Here is a 12,905-nt window from a genome sequence, read left to right as displayed (position 1 = left end):
GGGTGGGCGCGGCGGCCGTCTCTGGCTCGGGCACCGGGGGCGGCGCCTCTCCTCCGCTCAGGGCGAATACGAGCGCGGCCACCAGCGCCACACCCGCGAGCCCCGCCAGCCAGCCCAGACGCTTCGACCCAGCATTGTCGGACATGACGTCCGAATACCGCGTGCCTCGCGCACCTGGCAACCAACCCTTGTCATGCCGCAATGCATCACAATCCACCTTGATGCTCGAAACATGAAACAACACATTCAGGACTGACTCCCGGGTCAACGTGAGCTAGAACCGGTTTCCCCCCAAACCCGGAGGAGCCTGCATGAAGCGCGTACTCGTGGCGTGCCTCGCTGTCGCTGCGCTGATGGTCCCCAGCGCCGCCCGCTCGGAAGTCATCGTCTCATCCATCGTCAGCGTGCTGGTGGATGGCGGCAACAACTACAACTGGCAGAAGGTGGAGCTGCCTGGGACGAAGTGTGGCAATGGCTCCCAGTTCAAGTTCTTCGTCCACAAGACGAACTCGCCCAACCTGCTGATGCTGCTCGAGGGCGGCGGCGCGTGCTGGGACTACGACACCTGTAGCGGTCGCGCGGGCCTCCTGGGCGCGGCGAACCCCAACGGCATCGCCGACGACTACATCACCCAGTTCACCGCGAAGTACGTCTCTCCGCTCGTCAACGGCGCCGACCCGGGCCTGCCGGGCCGCAGCAAGACGAACCTGGTGACGGCCGGCTGGAACATCGTCTACGTGCCGTACTGCACCGGTGACGTGCACATCGGCAACAACTCGAAGACGTACGTGGACCAGACGGGCGTGAACCCGCCGCTCACGTGGCACCACAGCGGCTACACCAACACGCTGGCGGTGGCGAACTACGCGAAGACGCAGTTCCCCAACGTGCAGAAGTTCCTGATGACGGGCTACAGCGCGGGCGGCACGGCGACGTCGGCGGGCTACTACTTCGCGCGTCGCATCATCAACCCGGCGCGGGGCTACCTGCTCAACGACTCCGGCCCCATCTTCCTGGCGCCCAACGCCAACTTCAAGTCGCGCGCCCTGCACGACAAGATTCGCGAGTCGTGGAACCTGAACTCCGTGTTCGGCCTGCTGCCCGCGTCGTTCAGCCAGGGCGACTTCGGCACCATCAACCGCATGGTGGCCACGGAGTTCCCGAACGACCAGCTCGCGTACACGGGCTACACGCGTGACTACAACTACTCGCGCTTCTCCTACGAGCGCTTCCACACGCCGAACGACAAGGAGTCCGTGCACGCGTACTGGAAGGCGGACGAGGCCGCGATGGTGACGGAGCTGAACAAGTACAACAACTTCAGCTACTTCATCCCGCACGAGCGCGCCATCAACTCCAGCCACTGCAGCACCATCATCACCTTCATCGGCTCGCACGCCTGCCAGCAGATGGAGAAGAAGAAGTGGTACGAGTACGTCAGCGAGCCGTGGCAGTCGTGGAAGTGCCGCAGCGAGTTCGTGGGCATGGACACGTTCCTCACGCGCTTCGTGAACAACAACCAGCGCGTGCGCATCTACGAGCCCGCCAACGGCTACAACGCCGAGGACCCGGGCATGATGATTGTCGCGCCGCTCATCAACGGCGCGCTGGGCGGGTAGTCACCGTCTCATCGGCTGAAGCAGTCGTCTGACTGGCGACGGGGCGCAAGCGGTTGTCTTGCGTCCCGCCGCTGGCCCCCGTGCGAAGAAGGCGCTAGAGCCACACCGCGCCATGGACAACCTCACGCACGGGCTCTTGGGACTGGCTGTCGGCGCGCTGCGCCGGCCCGACGTACGCCCCGGTTCGCCGGAGCGAGCATCGTCCACGGACCGCGCGGTGCTCCTCGCGAGCGTGCTGGCCGCCGAACTGCCGGACCTGGACACCCTGCTGGCGCGCGGTGACGCGGTGACGGTGGCGCTGCATGCGCACCGGGGCCTGTCGCACTCGCTCGTCTTCGCGCCCGTCGTGGCCATGGTCGCCACGCTCGTGGCCTGGGCCGTATTCCGCCAGGGCACCCGGCCGCTCCCCGTGTTCCTTTCAAGCGTTGGGTCCGTGCTCTTCGCGCACCTGCTGCCCGACTTGTGGACCGGCTGGGGCACGCGGGTGCTGCTGCCCTTCTCCGATGCGCGGCTGAGCCTGGACTGGACGGTGGTGGTGGACCCGTGGGTGACGCTGCCCTTGGTGGTGGGGACGGTGGTGGCGTGGCGACGGCGCGCGGTGTGGCGGCGAGCGCTGCTGGTGGGGCTCGCCTGTGCCATGGCCTATGTGGGCGCGCGCGTCGTGTCCTGGAGCGTGCTGACGCGGCGGGTGGACGGTGCCTACCCCGGCGCCCAGGCCGTGCGCGTCTTCCCCGCGCCCCTCTCCTTCAACACGTGGCGATACGTGGCGCGCCTTCCCGGCGAGGTCCTGGCCGCGGGGGACGTGACGCTGCTCGGCGCGCCCCGGGAGGCCCGCAGGGTGGAGGCGCCCCTGGACGCGCTGCCCGTGGAGCTGCGCGAGGTGCCCACCGTGCGCGAGGCCCTGGCCTGGGCGCGCTTCCCGGTGGTGACGGTGACACCAGTGGAGGGGGGACGCGAGGTGCGCGTCGCCGACCTGCGCTACCACCTGAATGGCGAGCCCACGCTCACTTTCGTGGTGCGAGTGGACGCGGCGGGGACGGTGACGGACGCGCGGTTGGAGCGCGGCGGCAGCGCCTCCGAGCTGCTGCGCCGATGGCGCGGTGGAGACGCCGAGCCGAAGCCCGCTGCGCCCTGACGCGGGCGGCGCGGGGGCGGCCCTTCGAGTCACGTGCCCGGGTCCAAAGAGGACCTCGCGGCGGGACGAGAGCGCCCCGCCGCGAGACGCCAGACTCAGCTCAGGTGAGGCCCGACAGCGGGCCCTTGAAGTCCGGGTGACCGAAGGTGTTCACGTTCACCCCGAAGGCCTGGGCGATGGACACCAGCAGCTTGTTGTGGGCCACCGCGCCCGTCAGCGGCGTACCAGGGCCTCCCCAGTTGTTCAGCGGGTTGGAGCCGGCGGGACGCAGCCGCAGGAAGCGGCCCATGCGGAACTTCCCGGCCGCGCCGCCCGCGAGCACCGTGGGCACGCGCACGTTCATGTGGCCGGACGCATCTCCCAGCTCGTTGCCCCAGAGGATGAGGGTGTTGTCCAGCGCGGTGCCGCTGCCCTCCTGAACGGAGGCCAGGCCGTTCATGAGGTACGCCACCTGCTCGGCATACCAGCGCTGCACCTTCACCATCTTCCCGCGAATCTCCGAGCGCAAGGGCTCCGCCGTCACGTCCAGGCGGTGCGCCAGGTCGTTGTGCGTGTCCTCGTGGATGCCGAGCCACGGCATCGACGGGCCCGGAATCGTCATCGTCACCACGCGCGTCAAGTCACACGCGAAGGCCCGGACGATGAGGTCCATGTGGAGCTTGGTCAGCGTCGGCATGTTGTCCAGGTTGCCGAGCTGGCCCAGGTCATACCCCGGAGGCGCCGTGCCGCCGCTGCACGCGGCCTCCGCCGGCACCGGCTCCTGCGAGGGCGTGGGGGACGTGCCCAGCGAGCCCAGCCGGCGCTCGATGTCACGCAGCGACTCCAGGTGCGTCTCCAGCTTCTGTCGCTCCGGGCCCGCCAGGCGGTTGCGCAGCCGGGTGGCGTCCTTCACCAGGTAGTCCAGCAGGCTCCTGCGACGCGCGAGCGCGCGCGCGTTCTCCCCCGGGTCCGACGTGGGCGACGGCGCGTTGCCGAACAGCCGCTGGTAGACGCCCGCCGGATCTCTCTCGAAGGGCACGCGCCCGCCGTTCGGCGTGAAGCTGATGCTGTTGTAGACGTGCTGGCCGCCAAACTGCTCCCACGCGTTGAGCTGCAGGGAGCGGAAGCGCGTGGCGCCGCCAATCTGCGCCGCGAGGACCTGGTCCAGCGAGGCGTTCTCCGGCAGGTCGTCACCGCTGGCGGTGTTGACCTTGCTGCCGGTGAGGAACGTGAGGGGGCCGCCCTCGTGTCCCGTCAGGCCATGCTCGTAGAGCACCTGGTAGTCCAGGCCATCCAGCACCAGCAGCTTGGAGCGGTGGGCCTGGAGCGGCGACAGCATGGAGTTGGGGAAGTCGAGGTTGAAGTCCGTCTCGCCGCCCTGCGGGTTCCAGTACTCCGGCAGGCACCCGTGGGAGGTGAAGATGGCGATGAAGCGCATGGGGGGCGTGGTGCCCTGGGCATACGCGTCCGTGGTGCCGAGCAGGTTGGCCAGGGGCAGCGCCGCCGCCGAGCCCGCCAGGGTCTTTATCAGGGAGCGTCGTGAGAGTTCGCGGAGCATGGTGGCTACTCGGGGGAAGGGGTGCGCCGGTGGACGAAATACGGTGAGCGGACGAGGCCAACGAGGGCATCGCCCAGCTTCAGCTTCGGGTCCGCGCGGAAGCGCGAGCGCATGTCGGTGAGCACCGGCCCATCGACGGTGTCCTCGTCCCGCCCCATGACGTAGCGGAAGAGCTGCAGCGGCACGCAGTTGGCCACGTCCTCGCTGCTGGCGAGCCAGCGCGCGAGCTCGGCGCCGCCCGTGAAGGTGAACTTGCCCTCGGCGTGCTCGACGGAGCCGCTGGCGTCCACGTCCAGGCCGTTCTCCTTCGTGCGGTACTTGCCCACGCCGTCGTAGTCCTCCATGCCGAAGCCGATGGGGTCCAGTTGCCGGTGGCAGCCCGCGCACGTGGGGTTGTCGGTGTGGGCGGCGAAGCGCGCGCGGGTGGTGCTGTCCAGATTGACGGCGGGCGGGATGATGATGACGGACGGCGGGGGCGGCGGCACTTCACGGCACAAGAGGCGCGTGAGGACGAACTTGCCGCGACGGATGGGCGAGCTGGAGTCGAACAGCGCGTACGTCGTCAGCACGCTCGCGTGCGTGAGGATGCCCACCCGGTTGGCCGGAAGCGGAACCCGGCCGAGGGTGCCATCCGGCGTCAGCGACGTGCCGTAGAACTCCGACATCAGACCGTTGGCGAAGGTGTAGTTCGCGCTCAACAGCTCCTTCACCGAGGCGTCCTCGTTGGCGAGCACGTGGTTGATGAAGGTCAACGTCTCCGCGCGGGCGGAGAGCTTGAAGGTCTGGCTGAAGTCCGGGAACACCTGGTTGTTCTTGTTGAGGCTCTCCAGACCGGACAAGCCGAGCCACTCCACGACGAAGCGCTCCAGGTACTTCTTGGAGGCCTCGGTCTTCAGCAGGCGACGCACCTGGGCTTCGCGCGCATCGGCCTTCTTGAGCTGTCCGGAGGCCGCGGCGGAGGTCAGCTCCGCGTCGGGTGGCGCGCCCGTCACGGCGAACGACAGCGCCGTGGCGATCTCCTGCTGCGTCAGCCACACCACCTTGTTCGCCCCGCCGCCGGAATCACCCAGCTCCGTGCGATACAGGAACGACGCCGACGTCAGCACGGCCTGGATGACCGTCTCCGCCGCCGCCTTCGGGTCCGCGTCCTTGCGCACCGCCTGCCAGAGCGCGAGCAGGTCCGCCTCGTCCTCGGCCGTCACCGGCCGGCGGAAGGCACGAGCGCCCAGCGCTTGGATGAAGGACTTCGCGCAGTCGTCCTCGTTCTTCCCCGCGGCGCAGGCGTACTCGCTGGCCAGGTTGTTGACGGCGACAGGGCCCCAGTTGCGCTCCGCCGCGGAGTCGAGCTGGTCGGCGAGCAACGGCGTCACCTGGAGCCGGTCATGCGTGGTGAAGCCGAGGATGGCGTCCTCGGGCGCGAAGAGCTGCGCCATGGGCACCAGCGTGGGGTTCTTCACGATGCTGTAGACGCTGTTGTCGTATTCGGCCCGGGTGATGCGACGCACGCGCGCGGGGGCTGCCTCCGTGACCTCCGGAGGGTCTCCGCCGGATGTGTCGCCTGAACAGGATGCGGTCACCAACAGCAGTGCCGCGGGAAGGCAGTAACGAACGATTCTCATGCGAAAGGCACCCTCTGACTGACCCAGCCGCCCCCAGAAACCCCCTCTGAAGCGCCGGAACGCAGCCGAGTGTAACCGCGCGCCCCGTCGCGGCCTCCGCACTTTTTGACGCACCATGTGAGGGCCGCGCTCCACGCTCTTCCAAGCCCGCGAGAAACGTCAGCGCACGCGCCCGACAGTCGCCTACGTCCACGTCGCGCGCCCCACGTGCGCACGCCCATGGCAGTGGAGTGTCAGTGACCCACGCGACACTCGCCCACCCGCGACCGCCAGCCCTTCATCCGAGCAGACGAGCACTCACGCGCGCACAGCGACCCGCCAGCACTCACGTGGGGCGCACGCGGTGCTCGACACCACCGGGGCCCGCGACCATCAGGTCCGTGGCCACGCCGAGGAACAGGCCGTGGCCCACGATTCCCGCGCGCGCGCCCAGCCGCGCGGCCAGCTCCGACGGCGCGTCGATGGGGCCGAAGGCGCAGTCGAGCACGAGGTTGCCCTGGTCCGTGAGGAAGGGCGCGCCGTCGTCGCCCCGGCGCGGTGTCACGCGCGCGCCGAGCGACTCCAGGAAGAGCTGCTGCGAGCGCCAGCCGAACGTCAGCACCTCCACCGGCACGGGCCAGTGGGTGCCGAGCTTCGGTGACAGCTTCGCCACGTCCGCGACGATGACGACGCGGCGGCTGGCCTGGGCGACAATCTTCTCGCGCAGGAGCGCGCCACCGCCGCCCTTGATGACGGACAGGTCCGGCGCCACCTCGTCGGCGCCGTCGATGGTGACGTCCAGCTCCGGGTGCTCCTCCAGCGTGGTGAGGGGAATGCTCAACTCCAGCGCCAGCGCCTCGGTGGCATGCGACGTGGGAACGCCCACGACGTCGAGCAGGTGTCCCTGCGCGCGCAGCGCCGCCAGCCGCCTCACGGCGAAGGCCGCGGTGCTGCCGGTGCCCAGGCCCACGCGCATCCCCGGCAGGAAGAACCGGTCCACCGCAGCCTCGGCCGCCGCCCGCTTGTAGCGGCCCGTCCGCGCGCTCGAGTCGAACTCCATCACCCCGCTCCTTCGTCCATCCTGCCGCGTGAGGGAAAGGTACATCGCCTCGCGGGGAACGGGGGCCGCCGCTCGCCGCCCGACACGCGTCCCCAGCGAGAGCTCGAAGGCCCGGCTCCGCTTCAGAAGCGGAAGAGGATGGCGTCGTAGCCACCCGCGCTGGTGCTCCCAGGCAGGCTGCCCCAGCTGTAGCCCACCGCGTACGCGGCGCCGTCCGCGCCCACGGCCACGGCCTGCCCGCGGTCCGCCGCGCTGGAGCCCACCTGCCGCGTGCCGAGCCGGTTGCCCGCGGTGTCGTATGTGGACAGGAACACGTCGCCGCCGCCCAGCGACACGTTGCCGTCCAGCGCGCCCGAGGTGTGGCCCACCAGGTGGACGACGCCATTCGCATCCACCGCCACGCCCTGCGCGTAGTCCGTCGTCGTCGTGCCCAGCTGCCGCGTCCACTTCCGGCCGCCCGCCGCGTCGTACTTCACCAGCACCGCGTCGTACGTGCCCACGCGGACATTCCCGTCGAGCGCGCCGAAGGTGTAGCCGGACACATAGGCCGCGCCGTCCTCGTCCACCGCCACGCCCGTGCCGTACTCGTCACTCGCGGAGCCCAACTGGCGGACCCACTGCGCCGCGCCGAGCACGTCGTACTTCGCCAGGAAGAGGTCCACCGTGGTCCCCGGAAGCGTGACTCCGTCCAGGCTGCCCATCGTGTAGCCGGCGACGTAGACATCCTCGCTCGGGCCCACCGCCACGCCCAGGGCCACATCGCTCCGGCCGGAGCCGAACTGCCTCATCCAGTACGGGTTGCCACCGGTGTCGAACTTGGCCACCACCACGTCGTAGTTGCCCGGCGTGGGCGTCCCGTCGATGCGGCCCAGCGAGTAGCCGGAGACGAAGAGGCCATCCTGGCCCGCGCGGCGCGTGACGGCGATGCCCGTGGCGAAGTCGTCCGTCTCCGTGCCGAACTGCTGCACCCAGTCCAGCGCGCCCGTCGCGTCGAGCTTCAGCACGAAGAAGTCGGTGCCACCCGCGTTGACGAACGGCAGGAAGCTGCCCCACGTGTAGCCCGTGACGTAGACGTTGCCCGCCAGGTCCGCCGTCACCGACAGCGCCCGGTCATTCATCGCCGTGCCCACCTGCCGGACCCAGGCCAGCGCGCCGTCCACGCCGTACTTCGCGACGAAGACGTCCTGCCCCCCCGACGACGGCGCGGAGCCGAGCTGTCCACCGGTATGGCCAGCCACATAGACAGCGTCGCCCACGGAGGAGACGGACAGCGCCAGTTCGTCCGCGGTGCTTCCGAGTTGTCGTTGCCAGTCAGGCGGTGTCAGGGCTTGGGCACTCGCGGGCAGTGTTCCCAGGATGGCCACCGCGCTCGCGACACCACACGCTCCACTCCACCACTTCCGAATCATGGGCACTCCTATCGAGATGAAAGTCTCCGGCAACACTCTGACGCGTGTGCCAGGCGTGAAGCATCTCGGAAGGACCGCCCCTCTGCTCGGAAAGGGGCGACGCGGAGCGTTGGGCACTCCGCGTCACACCAGGGGCCAGCCCGAAGCAGGCCCCCGGTTCAACAGCTCAGATGTTCCAGCTACCTCGGATGCCCAGCATGATGAGGCCATACGGGCCGTCCTCGGCGAAGCCCAGCGGCGTCGTCGTGGTGGGCAGCGGCGCGGGCAGCGCCAGCGTGGTGTCACCCGAGCGCGTGGTGTAACGCGCGTAGGTGCCGGTGAGGTACGGGCCGAAGGACAGCGAGTGGCCCAGACGCCACTTGCCACCGACGGTGACGTTCACGAACTCCGGGCCACGCGTCTGGCTCTTCAGCTCCAGGTTCGCGGTGAGGGGACCGTTGGGCCCTTGGACCTGAGTGGGACCCGAGTTCTTGTTGTCGAGAATCACCATGCCGAAGCCGACACCGACGAAGGGGTCGAACGAGGCAGTGGGAGAGAAGTGGTACTGCACCTGCGGGCCGAAACGAATCTGCGAGGCCGAGCACTCCCAACCCTCGAAGCAGGAGTACGGGTTCTCCTTGGAGAGGATGTACGAGTAGCTGCCGTAGGCGCCGACGAACCAGTTCGGCGTCACGCGGTAGCCCAGCTCCACCAGGAAAGGCACCGCGCCGTTGGCCGCGTCACTGAGCTTCACATCACCCACGGTGCGGTCCAGCCGCTGACCGTTCTTGTAGACGTATCCCGCTCCCGCCTGAAACCCGAGGCCGACCGTGACTTCCAGTCCCGTCGGCGCGCTGTACGTCGCGACTTCCTGAGCGCTCGCGCCCGCGGAACCCAATGCGACCGCCGCTGCCAGGGCCCAACTCAGCCTTCCCGTCATAAACCCCTCCATAGAGTGGAGCGTTGACTCTAGAACAGCAGCCTTCATACAAGTAAGCCGCGCCGCGTCACGATTGCGATTGTGACGGTGGGTCAGCACTGACTGTCAGCACCGTGCACAATGCGGGCGATGAACGTCACCTTGGAGCAGGCCCGCGCCCTGGATGCGCTCGCCCGCCACGGCACCTTCGCCGCCGCGGCCCAGGCGCTGGGAAAAGGGCACACGGCGGTGCTCTACACCCTGCGCACGCTGGAGGGACAGACGGAGCTGGAGCTGCTCGACAGGCGCGGCTACCGCACGCGGCTGACGCCCGCTGGAGAGCGGGTGCTGGAGCACTGTCGCAAGCTGTTGGCGGCGGAGCGGGAGCTGGAGGCGACGTGCGCGGAGATTCGCGCCGGCTGGGAGCCCACGCTGCGCATCGTCTTCGACGGCGTCTTCCCCGCCGAGCCACTGTTACGCGTGGTGAAGGCACTCAGGGCGGAGGGTGCGGGCACGCGTTTCCATGTGTCGTCGGAGTTCCTGGCGGGCGTGGAAGCGGCCTTCGTGCGGGACGAGGCGGACCTGATGGTGTCCGTGCTGCCGCCCTCGCTGCCGGGCCTCAGGGGTTATGCGCTGCCGGAGCTGAAGGCGCTGCTCGTCGCGCATCGCTCCCATCCGCTGGCGCGGCGGCGGAGAGGGACGCTCAAGGAAGAGGAGCTGGCGGAGCACCTGCTGCTCACGGTGCGGGGCTCGGACCCCCGACTCCAGCTCAGCACCGTCTCGCTGGAGATGCGCTCCACGGTGCACCTCAACGACTTCGCGGCGAAGAAGGCGGCCATCCTGGAGGGCCTGGGCTACGGGTGGCTGCCGGAGCATCTGGCCTCACGCGAGCTGCGCCGGGGCGAGCTGAAGCTCCTGAAGCCGGCGAGCGGCTCCACCCATGCCTTCCTCCCCAAGCTCCACCACCGCGCGGGCGTGAGGCTGGGCCGCGCCGCGCGCCGCGTGGTGAAGACGCTCACCGGGACCGAGCCTCCTCAGTGACGTCGGCGCGGATGTGGGGGGTCGCCACGCCGCGTGGTGGAGGTGCTCACTGAGACAAATCCTCCGCAGTGATGTCCGCGCAGACGTGAGGCCGGGCCGCACCGCATGGTGAAGTTGCTCGCGGAGATGGAGGCTCCGCAGTGATGTCCGCGCGAGTTTGAGGCCGGGCCACGCCGCGTGGTGAAGACGCTCACCGCGGCGCAGTCTCTTCAGTGACGTCCGCGCGGGTTTGAGGCCAGACCGCCCCTCATGGCTACTGCGCGGCGGTGGTGCAATCTCCTGACACATTCGGCGCCGCTCGCCCGCTCACCGTGTTGTCGGTGAAGACGTTGTCGGTGGCCACCACCAGCTCCACCGCGCCGCCGCCCCGGTTGCACACCACCACGCCGCCCGCGCCCGCGCGGTTGCGCAGGAAGCGGTTGCCGCGCAGCGTGAGGGCGCGCGTGCCCATGTCCTCCAGGTAGATGGCCGCGGCCGGGCCCTGCGTCACGAAGTTGTCCTCGAAGGTGTTGTTCTCGACCAGGTCGTTGTTCGGCTGGAAGTAGTGCAACACGCCACCGCCGCCCAAATCATAGATATTCTGCGCGTTGGGCCACGCGAGGAGCGGGCGCGGCTCGAGCGCGCTGGTGACAGCTCCCCGGAACGCCTCCAGGCCGTTGTTCCGGAAGGTGTTGCCCCGCACCACGGAGTCTCGCCCGTGCGTCACGCACATGGCCCCGCCTCCCGCCATGGACGACGTGCCCGCCTGCGCGAAGCGGTCGATGTCCGACGTGCGGTTGCCCTCGAACAGCGAGTCCTCCACGCGCGAGCCCACGGTGAACATCAAGTCCAGCGCGCCACACTTGGCCGAGGCCTGGTTGTCGCGGAACACCGCGTGGCGAATCGTCACCGGCCCCGGGTAGTAGGCCCACAGCGCGCCGCGCGTCTTGTCGCGGTTGCCGTTGTAGTCATTCTTGCGGACCTTCTCGAAGACCATGTGCTCGAAGACAGGGTCTCCATCGCCCACGGAGTTCTCCCCGAAGAAGTTCATCCCCCACCAGCCGTAGCGATTGGTGGACGTGAGCAGCACGGGCTTCTCCGCGGTGCCGAGCACCTGGATGCCGCCGTAGACGCGCACCTCCACGCGCCCGTCATGGTGGTTCATCACGCTGTCGGCCGCGCCCGCCTCCACGTCGGCCTCCGTCACCTCCGGGCGCCCCTTGAAGTCGAGGATGACGCCGGGCTGCACCGTGAGCACCTGCCCCTTGGGGATGGTGACGACGCCCTGCGCGTCGCCGAGCACCCGGTACGGTGAGCCCGCCTCCGTCAGCGTCCCGGACAGCGTGCCGGTGATGACGGTGCCTCCGTCCTCGGGCACCTCGATGATGGGCCCCGCGTCTCCCGTGTCCGGAATGCCTCCGTCACCCTCGGGGACGACTCCGGGCTTGTCCGGCGTCGACGAGCAGGCGGTGACGAGCACCCCCAGCGTCAACGCCGTCATGAAGAAGCGCTTCGCGCACTCGGAGGCGGACGTGTCCATACCCGTCGCGCTAGCACGCTGTCGTGGCCGCTCGCAAACCGCGTCCGGGCTGGTAGAAGCGCGCGCCATGTCGAACGAGGTCCTCGTCCTCTCCTACTCGGGCTGTTCCACCTGCAAGAAGGCGCTGAAGTGGCTGGAGGCCCAGGGGGTGCCCCACCGTGTGCGCCCCATCGTCGACAGCCCACCCACTGTCGCGGAGCTGGCGCAGTGGATACCCCGGAGCGGGGTGTCCGTGCGCAAGTGGCTCAACACCAGCGGGCAGAGCTACCGCGCGCTCGGCAAACCCAAGGTCGACGCGGCCAGTGACGCGGAGCTGCACACGTGGCTCGCCGCCGACGGCAAGCTCGTCAAACGGCCCGTGCTCGTCACGCCCACCGCCGTCCTCGTGGGCTTCCAGCCGGAGAGCTGGGCGCGCGTGTTCCCCTCGGGAGGTTGAAGGCCGGGCGGGCGGGGGAGCGCACACACGCCCGAGCCTCGCGAAGCGCGCGGTCACGTGAAGATTCCTTTGTATGGAATCCAGTGCCAGGCGTCCGCTCGGGGAGATTCTCCTGGAGATGGGGGTGCTCAACCGCGCCCAGCTCCGGGTCGGTCTGGTCCACCACCATGAGACGCACGTCCCCTTGGGGCGCGCCCTGGTGCGTGAAGGCGTGTGCTCGGAAGCAGACGTGTTGCGAGGCCTCGCGGCGCAGCTCGGCGTGGAGGCCGTGGACCTGGACCGGACGCCTCCCGAGCGAGGCATGGCGGACCTGCTCCCCTCCCGAATCGCTCGACAGCACCGCGCCGTGCCCCTGCGCGTGGAGATGGTGCCCCTGGAACAGGGCGAGCGCGAAGTCCTCCACATCGCCCTGCCCGCCCCCGTCTCCTTGGAGGCAGTGGACGCCGTGCGCGCCATCACCGGCAAGCCGCGCGTGGAGGCCCACGTCGCCTCCGACAGCGCCATCACCCGCGCCCTCTCGGAGCTGTACGGCATCGAGGAGCCCGCCAGCGTGCAGCTGCGGCCCTTGCCCAACAGCTTGCGCACGACGAACAGCTCGAAGAGGGAGAAGTCCTCCGCTTCGTCCAGGACGATGTGGGCCAGTCGCTCCAGCC

General features: G+C 69.3%; 10 protein-coding genes and 1 pseudogene. 5 read left to right on the top strand and 6 right to left on the bottom strand.

What is annotated here, in order from left to right:
• The first annotated feature begins 311 nt into the window (after nt 1–311).
• A complete protein-coding gene (locus HUW62_RS40225; protein ID WP_163861185.1) occupies nt 312–1,619 on the top strand; it encodes a pectin acetylesterase-family hydrolase in 1,308 nt (435 codons plus the stop codon).
• A 112-nt stretch (nt 1,620–1,731) separates the two neighbouring features.
• Nucleotides 1,732–2,754: a metal-dependent hydrolase gene (locus tag HUW62_RS40220; RefSeq protein WP_163861182.1), complete on the top strand. Its 1,023-nt coding sequence runs from the start codon at nt 1,732–1,734 to the stop codon at nt 2,752–2,754.
• Between the two features lie 100 nt (nt 2,755–2,854).
• Here HUW62_RS40220 and HUW62_RS40215 read toward each other — a convergent pair whose 3' ends face one another.
• The 5 genes from HUW62_RS40215 to HUW62_RS40195 form a co-directional block, all read right to left on the bottom strand.
• Nucleotides 2,855–4,291: a DUF1552 domain-containing protein gene (locus tag HUW62_RS40215; protein WP_176437436.1), complete on the bottom strand. Its 1,437-nt coding sequence runs from the start codon at nt 4,289–4,291 to the stop codon at nt 2,855–2,857.
• Between the two features lie 5 nt (nt 4,292–4,296).
• A complete protein-coding gene (locus HUW62_RS40210) occupies nt 4,297–5,910 on the bottom strand; it encodes a DUF1592 domain-containing protein (protein ID WP_176437435.1) in 1,614 nt (537 codons plus the stop codon).
• 325 nt (nt 5,911–6,235) lie between these two features.
• A complete protein-coding gene (gene rpiA, locus HUW62_RS40205; RefSeq protein ID WP_176437434.1) occupies nt 6,236–6,949 on the bottom strand; it encodes a ribose-5-phosphate isomerase RpiA in 714 nt (237 codons plus the stop codon).
• 122 nt (nt 6,950–7,071) lie between these two features.
• Entirely contained in the window at nt 7,072–8,358 is a 1,287-nt protein-coding gene (locus tag HUW62_RS40200) for an SBBP repeat-containing protein (protein ID WP_163861172.1), read from the bottom strand.
• Between the two features lie 166 nt (nt 8,359–8,524).
• A complete protein-coding gene (locus HUW62_RS40195; RefSeq protein WP_163861170.1) occupies nt 8,525–9,277 on the bottom strand; it encodes an outer membrane beta-barrel protein in 753 nt (250 codons plus the stop codon).
• Between the two features lie 129 nt (nt 9,278–9,406).
• On the opposite strand from HUW62_RS40195, the gene HUW62_RS40190 reads away from it, so the two are divergent.
• A complete protein-coding gene (locus tag HUW62_RS40190; RefSeq protein WP_240356074.1) occupies nt 9,407–10,297 on the top strand; it encodes a LysR family transcriptional regulator in 891 nt (296 codons plus the stop codon).
• A gap of 253 nt (nt 10,298–10,550) precedes the next feature.
• Here HUW62_RS40190 and HUW62_RS40185 read toward each other — a convergent pair whose 3' ends face one another.
• Complete coding sequence (locus HUW62_RS40185) at nt 10,551–11,816, bottom strand: right-handed parallel beta-helix repeat-containing protein (RefSeq protein WP_176437433.1); 1,266 nt, start codon at nt 11,814–11,816, stop codon at nt 10,551–10,553.
• A gap of 67 nt (nt 11,817–11,883) precedes the next feature.
• Between HUW62_RS40185 and HUW62_RS40180 the strand changes: the two genes are divergently transcribed.
• A complete protein-coding gene (locus HUW62_RS40180) occupies nt 11,884–12,252 on the top strand; it encodes a Spx/MgsR family RNA polymerase-binding regulatory protein (protein ID WP_163861165.1) in 369 nt (122 codons plus the stop codon).
• 73 nt (nt 12,253–12,325) lie between these two features.
• A pseudogene (locus HUW62_RS40175) lies at nt 12,326–12,905 on the top strand (hypothetical protein); the annotation flags it as partial.

Origin of the sequence: Myxococcus sp. AM011, assembly GCF_013372595.1 — a bacterium.
GTDB classification, from domain to species: Bacteria; Myxococcota; Myxococcia; order Myxococcales; family Myxococcaceae; genus Myxococcus; species Myxococcus eversor.
Note: the sequence above shows the minus strand (reverse complement) of the source record. Positions and strands in the feature narration are given on the sequence as shown.